The sequence below is a fragment of the Chryseobacterium sp. ISL-6 genome (genome assembly GCF_018613715.1).
Taxonomy (GTDB): Bacteria; Bacteroidota; Bacteroidia; order Flavobacteriales; family Weeksellaceae; genus Chryseobacterium; species Chryseobacterium paludis.
Genome location: NZ_JAGGPT010000005.1, coordinates 464035 through 483612 on the forward strand (window position 1 = coordinate 464035; position 19578 = coordinate 483612).

The window sequence follows — 19578 nt, forward strand, 5'->3', positions numbered from 1 at the left end:
GAAAATTGTTTAAAATAAGTGGCCGACTCGGTAGCTCAGCTGGTAGAGCAATACACTTTTAATGTATGGGTCCTGGGTTCGAATCCCAGCCGGGTCACTAGCAAAAATTTTACTAGATTCTGTAATTTTTTTGCCTGCGTGGTGAAATTGGTAGACACGCCATCTTGAGGGGGTGGTTTCCTAAGGATGTGCTGGTTCGAGTCCAGTCGCAGGCACTGCAAAGAAAATGTGAATTTTAGATTATTATTAATTTAAAATTTGTAAATTAGAAATTTAATGACCGACTCGGTAGCTCAGCTGGTAGAGCAATACACTTTTAATGTATGGGTCCTGGGTTCGAATCCCAGCCGGGTCACAAGTTTACTGAAAAGTAAATTTTTTTCATATTAATATTTTGTGATTTGGTGTTCAAAGGCTTCCTTCCGGAAGCCTTTGATTTTTTATGTTGGTTCTTAATCCAAATGCATATTGTCTATTAATCTTACACCATCTACTATGACAACAATAAAGGCTCTGTATGATTTGTCTTTATAAAAGAAATCAGTTTCCTTTAATGTGTGCTCATCGGCAATCATAAAATATTCAAGCTTCATACCATGTTGCTGATCAAAAATATCATTAACTCTGTCTTTGATTTCAGGGACTGTGACTACACGGAACCAATCATTGACTTTTTTTAATGTAGCATAAATAATTTTTGATGCTTCTTTCCGATCTTCATGAAGTCGTTGATTCCTTGAGCTTAGTGCAAGTCCATTTTCTGCTCTGTAAATAGGAACTCCCATAATTTTTATTGGAAGTTGTTTTTTCTCAACCATTTTTTTTATAATGGCTAATTGTTGAAAATCTTTCTCTCCAAAATAAGCATTGTCTGGTTGTATTTGTCTGAAAAGCTCTTCTACTACAGTACCCACACCATCAAAATGTCCAGGTCTTGATTTGCCCTCCATTTCATTTTCTAACCCGTCAAAATCATAATGTTGGCTTTGAGCTTTCTCAGGATAAATATCCACAATTTCAGGAATGTAAACAGCATCTACTAATCCGGAATTTTGTAAAATAAGTATATCTCTATTGATATCACGGGGATATTTTGCCAAATCGTCGGAGTTGTTGAACTGAGTAGGGTTCACAAAAATTGAAGAAATTACAAGATCATTTTCTTTTCTGGCCATTTCGTAGAGTGAAAGATGTCCATTATGCAGAGCTCCCATTGTTGGTGCGAACCCTATTTTTTTTCCCATTTCTTTCTGTCTCTCAATGAAATCCTGAAGTGTTTTTTTGTTTTTTAGAACTTCCATAGTTAATTTTAATACCAATTCAAAAATAGTAAAAATATCAGATAATAAAATGCGTTTTTGATAATTTGGAAAAGGTAATTATCGTAAAATAATGTTAATTAAAATAATGTTGGATGTTTTTTTGTAATTTTGCACATTAAAGCATTTTTACAAAAAATTAGATAGAAATTTATGCCGAATCAAAAAATACTGTACATTACTACAGAAATGTATCCATATCAGGAAGATACGAACATGGCTACTGTGGTAAACAAAATGGCACTTAAAATGCACAATGAAGGCAATGATGTAAGAGTTTTTATGCCAAGATTTGGACAAATAAGTGAAAGGAAGTTTCAACTTCATGAGGTTATCCGTCTTTCAGGAATGAATATTATCATTAATGATCTGGATCAGCCTTTAATAATTAAGGTAGCATCTCTTCCTGGAGAAAGACTTCAGGTATACTTCATAGATAATGAAGAGTATTTCAAAAGAAAACAATATTACTTTGAAGATGATGGCGTTGCTTTTGAAGATAATGATGAGAGAGCAATATTCTTTGCGAGAGGAGTAATAGAAACGATTAAAAAACTTAATTGGGTTCCAGACATTATTCATTTGAATGGATGGATGGCTTCTTTTGTTCCTATTTATCTTAAAACCTACTACAAATCCGATACTTACTTTAAAGACGCTAAAATTGTTCTTTCTTTATATAATGAGAAGGACGCTCCTCTAAATGATAAAATTGGAGAAAAATTAGAATTCGATAATATTTCGGGCTTAAAAGCGTTAGATAAGCCAAGCTTTCAAAGTTTTGTAATTGAAAGCATGAACTATGTTGATGGTGTTGTAAAAGGAGATGAATTTTTAGATGGAGAGCTCGATAAAGCATTCAACGAAACATCAACTTCTAAATCGGAATATCTTGATGTAGACTCTATAAACAAACTTTATTAAAAAGACATTTAATGACTCGTACTATTAAAAGAACTTTTGCCATACTTTCTCTGGCAATTTTCGGCAGTGTATTACTTTATAATTGTGAACCGGATCCGGATTCTTTAGGGGAACAATTATTTTTAGATGGAGCAGCTCATGGAAATGAAAAATCTTATGACCTTATTGCTTTTAACATCAAAAATAATGATACTATTAAAAGTGATGCTACTCAATTAGGAGCGGCTATTCTTGGTGCTTTTAATGAGGGACAGTTTGGAATGCAAAGGGCATCTTATGTTACACAGCTAAGATTATCTACCTATGATCCCGACTTTGGGACCAATGCTAAGGTAGATTCAGTGGTTTTGGTTTTGAAACCTACATATGCTTCGGATTCCCTTACGACGACTACAGATGAAAATTATGTTTATCCAGACGGGAATGTACCAGCAAAGAAAGAGGTAAAAACATATCCTATCAACAAATATGGTAGAACTAAAAAAACGCTTACTATTAATGTTAATGAAGTTACCGATTTCTTAAAAGCTGCTACAGATGAAGTTAAGTCCAATGCGACATTTGCTTATAATACCACTGTATTGGGCTCAAAAGAATTTAAAGGAACTATTAATACAGTTGCCATTACCAAAGATTCTGATAACAGTTCAATATTTACTACAACAACACCAGGTATAAGAATTCCATTAGATAATGCGAAGACATTATTTCAGGAAAAAATTATTGATAAAAAAGGAAAACCTGAGTTGGCAGATGCTTCTAACTTTATAAGACATTTCAGAGGTCTTAGAATCTCTGTTCAGGAGAGTGATGGATATTTATTCCAGTTTTCTCCTAATGATATGGAGTTAATCATGTATTACAAATATGATAAGACTGAAAATGGGACAACCACTAAGACACCCGCGACTTATGCATTTGCTTTAGGAGCTGGTAATACTCATGTTGGTCAATATGAATATAACAGAGTAGGATCTGCATTAGGTAATGCAGTAATTGGAAATACTGAAACAGGTGATGCAAAATTATTTGCTCAGGGAATGGGTGGTCCTTCTATTGGAGTGAAAATTCCTGATGCGGCAATCAATGATCTTAAAACATTATATCAAAAAAATAAAGCTGCTATTATTAGTGCTAAGATAAGAATCTACACTGATGCTTCAACGTGGAGTAATAATTATAAGAAACCAGTGTTGTTTACTTTCTTACAAAATGATAAAGAAAAAGCAACCGATCCAATAAAAACAGACTTTACCAGTGATGTGCTTACCCTAGCAGGTACTCCGAATTTTAGTATATATAAAGCCTATGATTTAGATAAAAATCCAGCTTACTATGACTTTGTTGTTACAAAATCAGTAAAAGATCTAGTTGAAGGAACATCAGTTAATACCTATAAATCTTTTAGAATTGATATTGGTGGTTTCCTATCTAAGTCAGATAATTCAGGTTTAGCAGGAGCTAAATACACATCAAGAGCATACACAGTGGATAGAGCTGTATTAGTAGGATCTGATATTAGCAATGCTAAAAAAATGCAGTTAAAAATTACATACGCGACAAAGTAAAATTTTAAAAATACACCAAATAAATTATGTGCGGAATAGTTGGATACACAGGCTTTCAAGATGCTTACGATGTAGTTATAAATGGTCTTAGAAGACTAGAATACAGAGGATATGACAGTGCAGGAATTGTTCTGGAAAAAGAGAATAATTCATTTGAAGTTGAAAAGACAAAAGGAAAAGTTGATGATCTTGTCAATATTTCGAGTCAACTAAAAGGTACTGCAAAAATGGGGATGGGGCACACCCGTTGGGCAACTCACGGAGTTCCAAGTGATAGAAATTCTCACCCGCATTTATCTAATAATAACAAAATTGCTATTATCCATAATGGAATCATTGAAAACTATGATACCATTAAAAAGATGCTTACTGAAAAGGGATTTACCTTCAGGTCTGAAACAGATACTGAGGTATTAGTAAATCTTATTCAGTATTTTATGGATATAAATGCTGGAATAGATTTTCCAACGGCTGTAAGGTATGCTTTGAATGAAGTATATGGAGCTTATGCTATTACGGTTATGCATGAAGATTATCCTGGCGTTTTAGTAGTTGGTAGATTAGGTTCTCCTTTAGCTATTGGAATTGGTGATAAAGAGTACTTTATTGCTTCTGATGCATCTCCTTTTGTAGAATTTACGAAAGAAGCGATCTACCTAGAAGAGGGGCATATGGCAACAATTTCCTTAGAAGGAGGGGTTGACATTAGAACGATCAAAGAGAATTCTAAAATAGAACCTGAAATTCAACAATTGAAATTGAACTTAGAGCAGATAGAGAAGGGGGGATATGAGCACTTCATGCTTAAGGAAATTTTCGAACAGCCTAAGTCCATTCACGATACAATGAGAGGAAGGTTACTTGTAGATGAGGGCGTAATAAAAATGGCAGGGATCTGGGATCATGTTGAAAAATTTAAGAATGCCAACAGAATAATTATAATTGCCTGTGGAACTTCTTGGCATGCTGGTCTTATAGGTGAATATCTTATAGAAGAATATGCAAGAATACCAGTTGAAGTAGAATATGCCTCAGAGTTCAGATATAGAAATCCTATTATTACGGATAAAGATGTTGTAATTGCAATTTCTCAGTCTGGAGAAACAGCTGATACAATGGCTGCTTTAAAATTAGCAAAAGAAAAAGGAGCATTTATATATGGTATATGTAATGTGGTAGATTCATCTATTGCAAGAATTACGGATGCTGGTTCATATACTCATGCTGGCCCTGAAATTGGAGTAGCTTCAACAAAAGCTTTTACGGCTCAGCTTACGATTCTAACGTTGATAGCATTTAAACTAGGTAAACATAACGGTAACCTTGGAAATGCCGAATTCATGAGCCTTATTTCAGAATTGGATGCCATTCCAAAGAAAATAGAAGATGTCTTGAATTCTACACATGAATTAACACAGAGCATAGCTAAAGATTTCGTTGGAGTTCAGAATTTCTTATATCTAGGTAGAGGGTACAATTACCCTGCAGCCTTAGAAGGTGCTTTAAAATTGAAGGAAATTTCCTATATCCATGCAGAAGGGTATCCTGCTGCAGAAATGAAGCATGGCCCAATTGCTTTAATTGATGAAAATATGCCAATCGTTATTATTGCTCCTAAAAAAGGGCACTATGATAAGATTGTAAGTAATGTTCAGGAAATAAAGGCTAGAAAAGGGAAAGTGATTGCTGTTGTTAATAGAGGAGACAAACAGGTAAGTGAAATGGCAGACTATGTTATTGAGATTCCTGAGACGTCTGAATGCTTTTCTCCGATCGTTGCATCGGTGCCTTTACAACTCTTAGCTTATTACATTGCAGTATATAGAGGAGCCAATGTAGATCAGCCTAGAAACCTCGCTAAGTCGGTAACTGTAGAATAAAAATACTAGGAAATAAAATAAATTTAGATTTCTAGCGTTATTTCAAAAAAAATCTTAAAAGTTTCTTAAAAAAATTATATATTTACGGCTTAATTATAAAAATTAACATGAAAAGGATATTTCTATTATTATTGTCTGCGTCAGTAGCGTCGGTATCTTGTTCAGGTGGTGGTAGCTCTTCTGTAGGGAAGCCAGGAACAAAAGGAGAGTTGATACCAAGAGAAAAAACTAAATCATTTGTTGCTGAAAGACCATACGGTATGGTTGCGATTCCTGCAGGATCTTTTATTGCAGGTTTAGCTGATCAGGATATTACACATACCCCTGAAAAATCAGCATTAAAAACAGTAACCGTTTCGTCTTTCTTTATGGATGAAGCAGAAACTACTAATGCAGAATACAGAGTATTCATTAATTATGTAAGAGACTCTATTGCTAGAACTCTACTTGCTGAAGCTGCTGGAGAAGGTGGCGAAGGCGGAGGCAGAGGTGCAAGCATAGGAGATTATGCATACCTTGCTAAAAAAGAAGAGAACCTAACTCCTTATCAAGAATATTTAGAAGGACAGGGAGGAAGAGATGACGGTAGTTACGATGCAAGTAAAAAATTAGATTGGAAAATCCCATTACATTGGAATACTACAAAATATCCTGATGTTGAATATGCGGAAGTTCTAGAATCTTTGTATTTGCCAGCTTCTTCTAGAATGGGGAATGAAAGAATCCTAGATGTTAGTAAATTAAAATATAATTATCAGTGGGGAGACATGGATGCTGCACTTGCTGACAACGAAAGAGGAGTAAACTACCTTAAAAGTAAAAGCATCGCGATCTATCCGGACACTACAGTTTGGGTAAAAGATTTTCACTTTGCATATAACGAGCCCTTATTTGAACAGTATTTCTGGCATAAAGCTTATAAAGATTATCCAGTTGTTGGGGTAACTTGGGATCAGGCAAGAGCTTATTGTAACTTCAGATCTAAATTGAAAACAGATTACAATGAAAGCTTGAAAAGAAGAAAACAAAGACCATTACAATTCCGTTTACCTACAGAGATCGAATGGGAATATGCAGCAAGAGGCGGTATGCAAAATGCTACATATCCTTGGGGAGGTCCATATTTAATGGATGACAGAGGTTGCTACTTGGCAAACTTTAAACCTAAACGAGGTAATTATATGGAAGATGATAAGAAAGGGACTTATACATATTCAGCTCCAGTAAAGAAATTTAAGAAAAATGGATTTGGGTTATTTGATATGGCTGGAAACGTTTCTGAATGGACAGAATCTTCTTATAACAATTCTTCATACGGATTTTCTTCAACTTTAAATCCTTCAACTAAAGATAAAACAGATTCTAAAAAATCTGTAAGAGGAGGTTCTTGGAAAGATATAGGTGCAATGCTTATGACTGGTGCAAGAGATTGGGAAAGAAAAGATTCGGCTAGAAGTTATATTGGATTCAGAACTGTACAGGATATTCCTGAGGCTGCTGTTAAACCAAGAAGAGTTAACAGATAATCAGATCAAACAATTATTTTTCAATACAATTTATTTTTAATCATTAAAAAAAACTAACTTATATGTTTAAGACTAAAGATGCTTGGATGAATTTCTTTTATTCATTCGGTGCTGCAATTGTAATTCTTGGAGCTTGGCTTAAGATTACTCACATTAACTTGGGGCCAATCAGTGGTAACGTTGCTCTTACTGTAGGGCTTATTACTGAAGCTATCATCTTCATTATTTTCGCTTTTGACCCTCCAAAGTCTGAGGAGTCTTATGCTTGGGAAAATGTATATCCTGAATTATTAGATAAACATGCAAACCCAAATCCGCTTCACTCTAATGTATCTTCTAGAAATAATGCTGCAGCTCAATTTGCAGAACTAGAAAATTCACTTTCTTCGAAATTGGATAAGATGTTGCAAGATGCTAAATTAGATGTTCAATTATTCGATAGATTAAGAACAGGAATTGATAAATTTTCAAACTCTGTTGATCAAATCAACCAAACAGTAGACGTTTCTGCTTCTACTCACAAATATAACGACCAACTAAATAAAGCAGCTCAACACATGGAAAGCATGAATGCTTTATATACAATGCAGTTGGAGAATGGTAAAAGACAATCAGAATTTGCTAACAAATATGTAGCAGATATGCAGAAGTCTGCTGAGCATTCAGAAAAATTCAATCAGGAGTTACAAGGTTTAACATCTAACTTAAATAATTTAAATAGAGTTTATGGTGGTATGCTAACCGCTATGAAGTCATAATTTCCTAACCATTTTTAAATTTAAATTTTAATCCAAAACAAAGAAAAAGAATGGCACAAGGAAAACAGACTCCACGTCAGAAGATGATCAACCTTATGTATTTGGTGTTCATCGCTATGATGGCCCTAAATATTGATGCGGAAATCATCAGATCATATTATGACTCTACAAAAGCTCTTAATGAAACAAGAACTTTAACGGAGAAAAAGAATGAGAAAATTTTTGAAAAAACATTAGAAGCTAAAGCTCAGCAGGTACCAGATACCTATCAACAACCTTGGGAACAATATAAAGTTTTAAAAGGAAAGATTGATGCATTGGTTGTTGCAGCTCAAGGTATTAAAAATACCCTTAACAAGGAATCAGACTTTCATGATAAAGATCCTGAAACAAAGAAAGATGTTGATGTAAGCGAAAATTTTGCTGCACTTAACAATAATGATGCAACAACACATTATTTCTTTGCTGATGGAGATGAAAACTCACCTTCGAAAGGAGCGTTGGAACTAAAAAGTAAAATAGATGATGTAAGAAATTACATTAATGCTACTTTTGGAAACAATGCGCAGTTAAAAGACTTAGTTGAAAGAGCTAACAAATCTCTTATTGCTGAATATCCAAAAGGAAAATCACCAAATGAGAAGACTTGGTTTCAGAATAAATTTTATCATCAGCCACTTATTGCTGCGATCTCTAATTTAGAGATTATCCAGAATGATGCTAGAAATGTACAATCTGATGCATTGGCATTATTACTTCAAGAAAAAGTAGATGCTAGCATTAAATTTAGCAGCTATGAGCCAATTGTTTCTGGACCAGTTGATATCCAGTCTGGTAAGCAGGCAGAAGTTAAAGTTATGTTAGGAACTTATTCAACAAGTAATAAGATCAATATTACAGGAGTAAGCAAACTTGAGAATGGAAAAGGGATTATCCCAATTTCTGGATCAGGTATTGGCGAACATACTTTAAGTGGTAATATTACATTAACAGATGCTTCTGGTAAGCCTCAAAGTTTCCCTTGGACGCATACTTATAATGTAATTGCCGGACCAAGAGAAGTAAAACTAGAAAAAGGATTGTTACTTTCAGCAGATAAGATGAATGTAATGTATAGAGGATTGGAGAATCCTGTATCCGGATCTATCTTAGGTGCTGATAATTCTAAATTATCATTATCTGCTCCTGGTGCTGTTGTAAAAGGAACTGGTCCTGGAAAATGGAATATTACTCCTTCTACTGGAAATACTATTAAATTGACATTGTCGGGAACTGATCCTTATGGTAAAACAGTTTCTCAGGTATTTGAATATAGAATTAAAAATGTTCCTAATCCGCAAGGTCAAATGAGAGGCCAAACGGTATTGAATATTCCAGCTACTTCAATTCCAAATCAAATGGTACAGGCAGCATTACCTGATTTCGACTTCCCGGTTTCGTTTACTGTTAACCAGTTTATGGTAAAAGTACCAGGTAGAGCGGCACTATTGATCAAAGGTAATAGCCTTGATGAAGCTGCTGGATTAGTTAAAAACGTGAGAGCAGGAGATGTAGTTTATATCTTTGATATTAAAGCAACTGCTACAGGTTTAGGAAACCAGACATTGAGAAATATCTCTCCTGTTGTAATCAATGTTCAGTAATTTTAATAAGTTAAAATAATATTATGAAAAAATATATAAGCACTTTTTTAGTAGTAGTTTCGGGGTTTGCTTTTTCCCAGACTATTCTGAATGCATCTTCTCCGGAAGAGTTCAGACAAATGAGAGCTGAAAATAAACAAAAAGTTGGAGATACGATTGTCGATAAAACTGTAAAGCCTTTGGAATATGGTTTTGTAGAAGATAAAGATATCTTAAAGAGTATGTTTGTTTGGGAGATTATTGATATGAATGATAAGATTAATCAGCCATTATACTATGATAATCCTGATGGTCTACTTGCTACTCAAACAAGATCTTTGTATCAGTTATTATTGGATGCAGCTACAAGTGGTAAAATTCAGGAAGTATATGATGATGAGAATTTTGTAACTAAGCTAACTCCTGAAGGAATTCAAAAGAGATTAGAAAGTGTAAGAGTTGCTGATGCTGCTATTGATATTTTAAATTCTGGAAGAGCATTAACTGAGCAGGAGAAGAAGGAGTACACTGATGTCTTTAAAACAACAACTGAAAAGGTGAAAGTATTAAAGATTATGGGTATGTGGTTTATTGACAAAAGAGATGGTCAAATGAAATACAGACCTCTTGGTATTGCTGCAATGGGACCAGATCCAGCTGTTCAAGGTGTTATCGGACCAGATGGTAAACCGCTTGCCAGTAATGATGAGTTGATCGATCTATTCTGGATCTATTATCCAAGTGCAAGAGAGATATTAGCGAATAATTTTGTGTATAACAGAAAAAATTCGTCAGCTGATTTATCTTTTGATGATATTATCAATGCAAGAAGATTCTCGTCAATTATCTACAAATCTTCTGGAGGTTTAGGAGATGGTGTAATCAAAGATTACATTCCTAAGAATGCTGATGAGCAATTAGAAGAAAGTGACAGAATTAAAGGTCAGATTCTAGATATGGAAAATGATATGTGGAATTATTAGATTTCACTTGATATTTATACAAAACCTGAGTATTTTTACTCAGGTTTTTTTATTATGAAAAATATAGACTATATTATTGTAGGAGATGGATATGCGGGACTATTTTTTGCCCATCAGCTAATTAAGAATAATAAATCTTTTATTATTTTTTCTGAAGGAAGGAAAAGCGCTTCACAAGTTTCTGCAGGAATTATTAATCCTGTAGTTCTAAAAAAATTCACGACTTTCTGGCTTGCTCAACAGCAGATAGACTTTCTGAAGAATAGTCTTTTGGAAATTGAATCATATACCAAAAAGAACTATTTAATTAACAATCCTATTCATCGGATTTTCCATGACGAAAATGAGCAGAACCTCTGGTTAAAGAAATCAGATAATGAAGGTCTTTCTGAATTCTTAAATAAAGAATTTCAACATTTGGATGGGGTTAATAATCCTTTCTCCACGGGGAAAGTAAATCAGTCTGCAAGACTAGATGTGGATGGATTTTTTAGTGATTTTTTCAAATATTTTGAGAGAAATGAACAACTGGTAAAAGAAAAATTCGATTATAATCAGTTAAATACATCTGATAACATATATAAAGATATCTCCTTTAAGCATGTTATTTTTTGCGAAGGAATGGGAGTGAAAGACAACCCTTTTTTTTCTGATATTGCTGTAATTCCAAATAAAGGACATCACATAAAAGTCAAACTTTCTGAAGCTATTCAAAAAGATGTTACGATTAAAAAGAAACATTTTCTATTTCCAGTAAATAATGGTCTCCATTTTTATGGTGGAACCTATGACAGAGAGCAACTCCATCATCACATCGATGATTCTGCGGTGGAACAGTTGATAAAGGCGCTGTCTGAATTGTATCCAAATGATTTTGAAGTACGTGAAGTTAACTTTGGGTTCAGGCCTACTGTAAAGGATAGAAGACCTATTGTAGGAAGACATTCGGAGCATCAGAATTTGTATGTTTTCAATGGGTTGGGTGCGAGAGGAATTTTGAATGGATGTTATTTTTCTAAAAGGCTGTATCAGTTTATTGAAGAGGAGATTTCTTTACCAGATGAAGTTTCCCTGTCCCGTTTTAAATAAAACTAATGCTAAATATTTTAAAATTTATCTAAACAATTTGATCTAATTTCCTATCTTCAAACTGATAGATTTAAATAAAATGAATGTAAATATTCTTGGAATCGTAGCAGGTATACTTACCTCTATATCAATGGTACCTCAGCTTTTAAAGGTTTTGAAAGAGAAAAATGTTGAGGATATTTCCTGGATTATGCTTTTGGTACTTATATCTGGTCTTTCTTTATGGGTATGGTATGGCATATTAAAGAATGAGCTTCCAATTATTTTATCCAATGCTTTTGCTGTGCTCATGAATATTTCTCTTTTGATATGTTATATGATTTATAAAAAATAAAATTAAAGGCGCTTTACCTCAGGTAAAGCGCCTTTATTATTCAAAATCTTAATTTTATTTTTGTAGAACAAACTTTGCCAGTGGAGCCATTTTAGCCTTATTAAGTGTTAAGGTATTTCCATTTACAGAATAATTATCTGTTGCAAGTAATGCTTTGGTAAAAAGCTGTTCAGTTTCTAAATCTTCACAGGCCATCATAGTAGACATTCCTTGATTGAATTTTATACGCATTATGTCCTGTTTGATTTCAAAAGAGCCACCTACTCCATTACATCCGGCATTCCCTTCATATCTCATGTCAGTTGTATTTAATGAGAAATATGGGTTGTTCTTTGGGTTTTTAAGCTTTATGGGTTGCCCGTTAATTTCCGTTAGTTTCCATGTTTTTCCAGTAATGTCATTATTGCTTTGTTGTACGGTCTTACTTGTACAACCTACAATAAGGGCAAATGTAAAAAGTGTCAATAAGTAATAATGTAATTTTTTCATAGTTATTGTTTTTATTTAAACACCTAAGATTTAAGGTTAATTAGTAAGAAGCCATTTTGCTGGATCCAGAGTCTTTTTTGTCTTGCTTATGATGAAATAAAACCATGTCAACATTTCTTTTCAGGAAAGTGATATTGCCTCTGATATTTGAGTATTGGTATTCTGAATTGGATGCAGTATAATCTGGTAAATCTTTGTTTTTCTTAAGCTCATAAGATTTACCGTTCAAATGAACAACTACCGTATTTTCTGTATTATTAATAGCAACTTCTATTTTGTCTCCATAGCTGTCTGTAAAAACATCTTTGGTTATTTCATCCGTTTCCACAGGATGGGTTGCTGTAATTTCGGGTTCATCTTTTGCCGAACTTTTACACGCTGTTACTGATACAACAGCCAGAACAATAATGATGGGATAAAATATTTTTTTCATAATTATAAGTGATTTGGTTTTTCATTGGTTAGATGTTTATAATGTGTAAAATTACAATTTTTTTACGGGATATTTGTTAATTTTTAATAAATTAAATAAATATTCATATATATTGTGGGTAAATATGTTGGTTTCAAAAAACCTATTTTTGTTTTTTTAACTATATTTTTTTATTTAAGAATTTTTTTTATGCTGTTTTTTTGATTCATAAATGGCCTGAAGAAGGTGTAAAGTCTTTTTAAATCTTAAATCTTAGTTTTATATTTTTGTAATAATTTGGATTCAGAATTTTTCAAGGTGAGTTAAATTTTGTTAATCTGTATAATAATATTCAAATCTAAGCTTACCTTTGCCACTTCAAAATGAGAACCTATATTGTATACTTTTTGACAAGCTTATTTCTGCTTTTTATAGTGGAAAGTAAGATCAATGTCAAAACATTACAAAATCATTTTCCTGATCATACTTCTCACCACTTACCAAAAAAGGCAAATCGCTTAAATCAGACCTACGAGAAATTATCTATTCAGCAAGCGCCGGATAATGTCGGAAATAATTCTTTGGAATTGATTGAAGATGATTTCCAATTTTCGGATACCGTGCAAAATGTGGTGCTTTTCGTAAGTGTCTGTAGTTTAGTATACTTCTTTGGATTGTTTAATTACAAACGGCTAAAACCTGCTATACAAGGTTTTATTTCTAACTATTCCTCCGTAAAAAAATTCATTCTGATACGTTCTATTAGAATATAAAATTCATTTTTCGATTTATTTTCTGCTCTCCTATCAGAGCGGAATACTCCTGCGTTGTGTTTGCTGGTAATCATCATAACGTTTAATCTTTATTACCATTCTATTCTATTAAACATTAACGATTTATATAATTTCAAAATTATGAAAAGAGCTGCCTCAGGCATAGCGCTAAGCACCCTCTTGTTATTTGCTAGTTGCAATAATAAGAAGGAAGAAAAAGAAGAAGTCACAACATATCCAATTACGTCTCCGGTAAAGATGGATACAGTAATTAATAAGGATTATGTTACTCAGATTCAATCCGTAAAAAACATTGAGATCCGTGCACAGGAAAAAGGATTTCTTGAAAAGATTTATGTAGATGAAGGTCAGTATGTTCACGCAGGACAGACCTTGTTCCGAATTATGCCTCAGCTATATCAGGCTGAATTAATGAAATCTAAAGCTGAAGTAGAGCAAGCTAATATTGAGCTGAGAAATGCCAGTACATTAGCTAATAATAATATTGTTTCAAAGAATGAAAAAGCAATGGCAAAAGCTAAACTAGATGCTGCCAATGCTGAAATGAAATTAGCTCAGATTCATTTATCATTTACAGATATTAAAGCACCTTACTCTGGTATTATCAACAGAATTCCATTGAAGTTAGGGAGCTTGATTGATGAAGGTGATCTATTGACAAGCTTGTCTGATAACACCAATGTCTATACCTATTTTAATGTTTCAGAACCCGAATACCTGAACTATCAGATGCATGCTGCTGATAGGGGAAGTAAAGAAGTAACTTTAATTATGGCAAATGGGGATGCGCTTCCTCAGAAAGGAGAGATCCAAACCATTGAAGGGGAATTCGATAATGAGACAGGAAATATTGCTTTCCGTGCCAAGTTTCCAAATCCAGATAAATTGTTGAGAAATGGAGAAACTGGAAAAGTAAGAATGACATTGCCCCTTAGAAATGCTCTAATTATTCCGCAAAAAGCAACGTACGAAATTCAGGATCAGAAATATGTATTTGTGGTAGGGAAAGATGGCGTATTGAAATCTAAAAATATAAAAGTAGCTTACGAATTACCAGATCTTTATGTGGTTGCTTCTGGACTTTCGGAAGGAGATAAATTTCTTTTAGAAGGAGTTCAAAAAGTAAAAGATGATCAAAAAGTAAAAGTGAAATTCCAGGACCCTAGAAAAGTAATTCAATCATTGAAATTAAAAGCAGAGTAGTCTACTCGTAAAATGAAGTTGTATGTTTAAGAAATTCATTCGCAGACCTGTTCTGTCTATCGTAATCTCATTGATTATCGTATTTATGGGGGTTCTGTCATTGGTAAAATTGCCCGTGACACAGTTTCCCTCCATCTCTCCACCCAAAGTAAATATTACAGCGGAATATCCGGGAGCAAACAATGAACTGTTAATTAAATCTGTAGTTATTCCTTTAGAAAGAGGTTTAAATGGTGTTCCAGGTATGAAGTATATGACTTCAGATGCCGGAAATGACGGTGAAGCCTCTATTCAAATTGTATTTGACTTGGGTACTGATCCCAATGTTGCTGCTGTAAACGTTCAAAACCGTGTGTCTTCGGTGGTTAATAAATTACCTCCGCTGGTAGTTCGTGAAGGGGTGAAAATTACCCGTGAAGAACCAAACATGTTGATGTATATTAATTTATACAGTGATGATCCAAAGGCCGATCAGAAATTCCTGTTCAACTATGCAGATATTAATGTAATGTCTGAATTGAGAAGGGTAAGTGGAGTTGGATTTGCAGATATTCTTGGAACCCGTGAATATGCAATGCGTGTTTGGTTAAAACCAGACAGATTAACAGCCTACAATATTTCGGCAGATGAAGTAATGGAAGCTTTAAATGAGCAAAGCTTAGAAGCCTCTCCAGGTAAAACAGGAGAGAGCTCCGGAAAACGTTCTCAATCATTCGAATATATCCTAAAATATCCTGGTCGTTTTAGTAATGAAAAGGATTATGGTAATATCATTCTAAAGGCTAAGTCAGCTGGAGAATTTGTAAGATTAAAAGATGTTGCCGATATCGAGTTTGGTAGTTCAATGTATGATATTTATTCAACATTAAATGGGAAACCTTCTGCGGCGATTACTGTAAAACAATCTTATGGTTCAAATGCAAGTGACGTTATTAAGAATGTAAAAACTTTGATGGCTGACCTTCAGAAAAACTCTTTTCCAAAAGGGATGCATTATGATATCAGTTATGATGTTTCAAGATTCCTGGATGCCTCTATTGAAAAGGTCGTGCATACTTTATTCGAAGCATTTATTTTGGTAGCAATTGTGGTATTCCTGTTTTTAGGAGATTGGCGTTCAACTTTAATTCCAGCTTTAGCAGTTCCTGTTTCATTGGTTGGAACATTTGCTGTAATGTCCGCTTTTGGAATTACATTAAATATGATCTCGCTCTTTGCTTTAGTTATGGCGATCGGGGTCGTCGTCGATGATGCAATTGTAGTAATTGAAGCTGTCCATGCTAAAATGGAAGATAAAGGACTTTCTCCACTAAAAGCAACAGAAGAAGCAATGCATGAGATCAGTGGTGCAATTATCGCAATTACTTTAGTAATGGCATCCGTTTTCATCCCTATTGCCTTTATGTCTGGCCCGGTTGGTGTTTTCTACCGTCAGTTTTCGATCACGATGGCTTCAGCAATTATCCTTTCAGGAATTGTAGCCTTGACATTGACTCCCGCATTATGTGCTTTAATATTAAAGAATAATCACGGGAAAGCTAAAAAGAGAAATCTGATCACAATATTTTTAGATAAATTCAATGGTGTATTTACTAAGGGTGCTGGGAAATATGAAAAGCTGCTGAATAAAACAGTGACTAAAAAGATGTTTACATTACCTCTGTTATTGGCTTTTTGTTTATGTACTTTCTTTCTAAGTAATTCGCTTCCTTCAGGATTTATTCCAAGTGAAGATCAGGGAATGATCTATGCAATTATTCAGACACCTCCAGGATCTACTTTAGAGAGAACGAATCAGATAGCAAAAGAACTGTTAAAAGAATCAGAGGATATTGATGGCGTACAGTCAGTTTCTTCTCTGGCAGGTTATGAAATCCTTACGGAGGGTACAGGGTCGAATTCAGGAACTTGTTTGATCAATTTAAAAAGTTGGGAAGATCGTAAAGAATCTGCTGCGGAAATTATTGAAAAGCTTGAAGAAAAGGCTAAAAATATTCCTGGTGCTAATATTGAATTTTTCCAGCCACCGTCTATTCCGGGATATGGTGCTGCAGGTGGTTTCGAACTTCGATTACTGGATAAAGCTGGAAGTGGGGATTATCATAAAATGGAACAGGTAAGTAACGATTTTGTAAGGGAATTAAAAAAACGACCTGAACTGGGATCAGCATTTACTTTTTACTCTGCAAGTTTCCCTCAGTATATGCTGAAAGTTGATAACGATCTGGCAGAACAGAAAGGTGTAACTATTGCGAGTGCTATGGACAACCTGTCGACATTGATTGGTTCGAATTATGAAACGAGTTTCATCCGCTTTGACAGACCTTATAAAGTAATTGTTCAGGCAGGTCCGCAATATCGTGCTTTACCGAGTGATCTTTTGAAATTATACGTTAAAAATGATAAAGAACAAATGGTGCCTTATTCTGATTTCATGAGGCTTGAAAAAGTATATGGTCTATCAGAGATCACAAGACATAATATGTATAATTCTTCCGAGGTAAGTGGAACTCCTGCTCCTGGTTATAGTAGTGGTCAGGCGATCAAAGCAATTCAGGAAGTTGCTGATAAGACGCTCCCTAGAGGATTTGGTATCGACTGGGCTGGTATTTCCAAAGATGAAGTTAGCCGTGGAAATGAAGCTGTATTTATCTTTTTGGTGTGTTTAGGCTTTGTCTATCTGATCCTTTCCGCACAATATGAGAGTTTTATACTTCCGTTACCGGTAATTCTTTCTCTTCCTACAGGTATTTTTGGCGCATTTTTATGCCTTAAACTTTTAGGATTAGAAAACAACATCTATGCTCAGGTGGCAATGGTAATGTTAATCGGACTATTAGGAAAGAATGCTGTGTTGATTGTTGAGTTTGCCGTACAGAAGAAAGCAGAAGAAGGCATTCCTGTAATGAAAGCAGCAATTGAAGGAGCTACAATCCGTTTCCGTCCTATTTTAATGACCTCATTTGCATTTATTGCCGGACTTATTCCATTGGTAATGGCAACGGGTCCTGGAGCTGTAGGAAACAGAACCATTGGAACAGCTGCGGCTGGAGGAATGCTTATAGGAACTATTTTCGGACTAATGATCATTCCTGGATTGTATTACATCTTCGGAACGATAGCTGAAAAATCCAGACTGGCAAGATATGAAGAAGAGAATCCTTTAACAGAACAAACTGAACCTTATGAACATGATGGAAAATTTGAAGATTAAATCAATTCTTACAGCCATTGCATTATCACTTGTTGTAGCAAGTTGTAAAGCTCCAATGGCGACCGTTATAAAAGACGAGGTAAAAGAAAATGTACCTCAGAATTTTGGAGAAAACGAGCAGCAGGATGCTAATTCCAATAGCGGAACAACACCCTGGAGACAGTTTTTTACAGATCCAAATTTAGTAAGCTTAATAGAAACTGCCCTGAAAAATAATCAGGAACTATTGATTACTTTACAGGAAATTGAAATTGCAAAAAGCGGAGTCCTTTATAAGAAAGGAAAGCTAAGCCCAACTGTGGCAGCCACAATAGGAGCTGGAGTGAAAAAATCCGGTCGTTATACCAGTGAAGGAGCTGGTGATGCTACCACAGAGATTGAACCAGGTCGAGAAATGCCGGATCCATTGGGGAATTTTGAAGGTGGATTAATGGCTAACTGGGAAATTGATATCTGGAAAAAATTGAGAACTGAGAAAGAATCGGCAGTTGCCCACTATTTATCTACAGTTGAAGGAAAGAATTTTATTCTTTCGAACCTTATTGAGGAAGTAGCTGATAATTATTACGAGTTGTTGTCTCTTGATAACCAGTTGGATATTATTCAACAGTATATTAAGCTTCAGGAGAAAGCATTAGAGATCTCTAAAATACAGAAACAAGCGGCAGCGGCTACGGAATTAGCGGTAAAGAAATTTGAAGCCGAACTGGCTAAATCCAAAGCAACAGAGTATACAATCCGTCAGCAGATCACCGAAAAAGAAAATGGGATCAATGCACTTTTAGGAAGATTCCCACAGCCGATTGTGAGAACAAAAGAAAGCTTTATGTCAACAATTCCGCAAACAGTTTATACAGGTATTCCTGCGCAGTTATTAGCAAATCGCCCGGATATAAAACAAGCTGAACTGGAATTAAAATCTGCGAAATTAGATGTAGAGGCAGCAAGAAAGGAATTTTATCCTTCTTTGGAAATTTCTGCAACATTGGGATTGGAGGCATTCAAGCCATCATATCTCGTGAAAATGCCAGAATCTATTGCCTATAATCTAGTAGGTGAAGTAGCGGGACCTCTGATTAATAAAACTGCAATTAAAGCTAATTTTCAGACGGCCGATGCAAAACAGATCCAGGCATTATATGAGTACGATAAAACCATTCTAAATGCTTATCTGGATGTTGCAAACTTAATGTCGAAGGTTAAAAATATAGACCAATATTATAAGCTGAAATCTGAGGAAACACAGGCTTTAGATCAGTCAATCGATATTGCCAATCAATTATTCAGAAATTCAAGAGCAGACTACCTTGAGGTACTTTTAAATCAAAGAGACGCTTTGGATGCCAAAATGGAATTGGTAGAAGCTAAAGAAAAACAGCTGAGTACAGTTGTTGATATTTATAAGAGCTTAGGCGGAGGCTGGAAGTGATTATAAATCCTTAATGTTTTTTTAATAGAAGGAG

At 34.6% G+C, this 19578-nt stretch carries 16 protein-coding genes and 3 tRNA genes; 16 read left to right on the forward strand and 3 right to left on the reverse strand.

Annotated features, from left to right (window positions below):
- Positions 1–24 precede the first annotated feature (24 nt).
- The 3 genes from J7E44_RS09830 (at position 25) to J7E44_RS09840 (ending at position 355) form a co-directional block, all read left to right on the forward strand.
- Positions 25–97 (forward strand) — tRNA-Lys (locus J7E44_RS09830).
- A gap of 35 nt (positions 98–132) precedes the next feature.
- Positions 133–215 (forward strand) — tRNA-Leu (locus J7E44_RS09835).
- Positions 216–282: 67 nt separating this feature from the next.
- A tRNA-Lys gene (locus J7E44_RS09840) sits at positions 283–355 on the forward strand.
- A 97-nt stretch (positions 356–452) separates the two neighbouring features.
- Here the strand turns inward: J7E44_RS09840 and panC are convergent.
- On the reverse strand, positions 453–1301 hold the full coding sequence (gene panC, locus J7E44_RS09845; protein WP_214828804.1) for a pantoate--beta-alanine ligase: 849 nt from the start codon (positions 1299–1301) through the stop codon (positions 453–455).
- 171 nt (positions 1302–1472) lie between these two features.
- Here panC and J7E44_RS09850 point away from each other — a divergent pair, with 171 nt between their 5' ends.
- The 9 genes from J7E44_RS09850 (at position 1473) to J7E44_RS09890 (ending at position 12003) form a co-directional block, all read left to right on the forward strand.
- Entirely contained in the window at positions 1473–2243 is a 771-nt protein-coding gene (locus tag J7E44_RS09850) for a glycogen/starch synthase (RefSeq protein ID WP_214828806.1), read from the forward strand.
- 11 nt (positions 2244–2254) lie between these two features.
- Complete coding sequence (locus J7E44_RS09855) at positions 2255–3811, forward strand: DUF4270 family protein (RefSeq protein WP_214828808.1); 1557 nt, start codon at positions 2255–2257, stop codon at positions 3809–3811.
- Between the two features lie 26 nt (positions 3812–3837).
- On the forward strand, positions 3838–5691 hold the full coding sequence (gene glmS / locus J7E44_RS09860; protein WP_214828810.1) for a glutamine--fructose-6-phosphate transaminase (isomerizing): 1854 nt from the start codon (positions 3838–3840) through the stop codon (positions 5689–5691).
- Positions 5692–5798: 107 nt separating this feature from the next.
- Entirely contained in the window at positions 5799–7217 is a 1419-nt protein-coding gene (gene porK / locus J7E44_RS09865; protein ID WP_214828812.1) for a T9SS ring complex lipoprotein PorK/GldK, read from the forward strand.
- 62 nt (positions 7218–7279) lie between these two features.
- Positions 7280–7975 (forward strand): type IX secretion system motor protein PorL/GldL, encoded by a 696-nt coding sequence (porL, locus tag J7E44_RS09870; RefSeq protein ID WP_214828814.1) that lies wholly within the window; start codon positions 7280–7282, stop codon positions 7973–7975.
- Between the two features lie 50 nt (positions 7976–8025).
- Complete coding sequence (porM, locus tag J7E44_RS09875) at positions 8026–9618, forward strand: type IX secretion system motor protein PorM/GldM (protein ID WP_214828816.1); 1593 nt, start codon at positions 8026–8028, stop codon at positions 9616–9618.
- 23 nt (positions 9619–9641) lie between these two features.
- Entirely contained in the window at positions 9642–10580 is a 939-nt protein-coding gene (gene porN, locus J7E44_RS09880) for a type IX secretion system ring subunit PorN/GldN (RefSeq protein WP_214828818.1), read from the forward strand.
- 54 nt (positions 10581–10634) lie between these two features.
- Complete coding sequence (locus J7E44_RS09885) at positions 10635–11669, forward strand: NAD(P)/FAD-dependent oxidoreductase (RefSeq protein WP_214828820.1); 1035 nt, start codon at positions 10635–10637, stop codon at positions 11667–11669.
- Positions 11670–11748: 79 nt separating this feature from the next.
- Positions 11749–12003 (forward strand): SemiSWEET transporter, encoded by a 255-nt coding sequence (locus tag J7E44_RS09890; RefSeq protein WP_214828827.1) that lies wholly within the window; start codon positions 11749–11751, stop codon positions 12001–12003.
- 54 nt (positions 12004–12057) lie between these two features.
- Here the strand turns inward: J7E44_RS09890 and J7E44_RS09895 are convergent, their stop codons facing one another.
- Together J7E44_RS09895 and J7E44_RS09900 are read right to left on the reverse strand one after the other, a co-directional pair.
- The gene (locus tag J7E44_RS09895) at positions 12058–12492 is read right to left on the reverse strand and encodes an META domain-containing protein (protein WP_214828829.1); all 435 of its coding nucleotides are present in this window, start codon (positions 12490–12492) and stop codon (positions 12058–12060) included.
- A 40-nt stretch (positions 12493–12532) separates the two neighbouring features.
- On the reverse strand, positions 12533–12925 hold the full coding sequence (locus tag J7E44_RS09900; RefSeq protein WP_214828831.1) for a hypothetical protein: 393 nt from the start codon (positions 12923–12925) through the stop codon (positions 12533–12535).
- A 362-nt stretch (positions 12926–13287) separates the two neighbouring features.
- On the opposite strand from J7E44_RS09900, the gene J7E44_RS09905 reads away from it, so the two are divergent.
- From J7E44_RS09905 to J7E44_RS09920, 4 genes are all read left to right on the forward strand, one after another.
- Positions 13288–13677: a hypothetical protein gene (locus tag J7E44_RS09905; protein ID WP_214828833.1), complete on the forward strand. Its 390-nt coding sequence runs from the start codon at positions 13288–13290 to the stop codon at positions 13675–13677.
- Between the two features lie 141 nt (positions 13678–13818).
- Positions 13819–14901, forward strand: coding sequence for an efflux RND transporter periplasmic adaptor subunit (locus J7E44_RS09910; RefSeq protein WP_214828835.1), 1083 nt, complete (start codon positions 13819–13821; stop codon positions 14899–14901).
- A gap of 22 nt (positions 14902–14923) precedes the next feature.
- Positions 14924–18115, forward strand: a complete 3192-nt coding sequence (locus J7E44_RS09915) for an efflux RND transporter permease subunit (RefSeq protein ID WP_214828837.1) — start codon at positions 14924–14926, stop codon at positions 18113–18115.
- Entirely contained in the window at positions 18087–19544 is a 1458-nt protein-coding gene (locus tag J7E44_RS09920; protein ID WP_214828839.1) for an efflux transporter outer membrane subunit, read from the forward strand. The genes J7E44_RS09915 and J7E44_RS09920 overlap by 29 nt, the downstream gene beginning before the upstream one ends.
- Positions 19545–19578 lie beyond the last annotated feature (34 nt).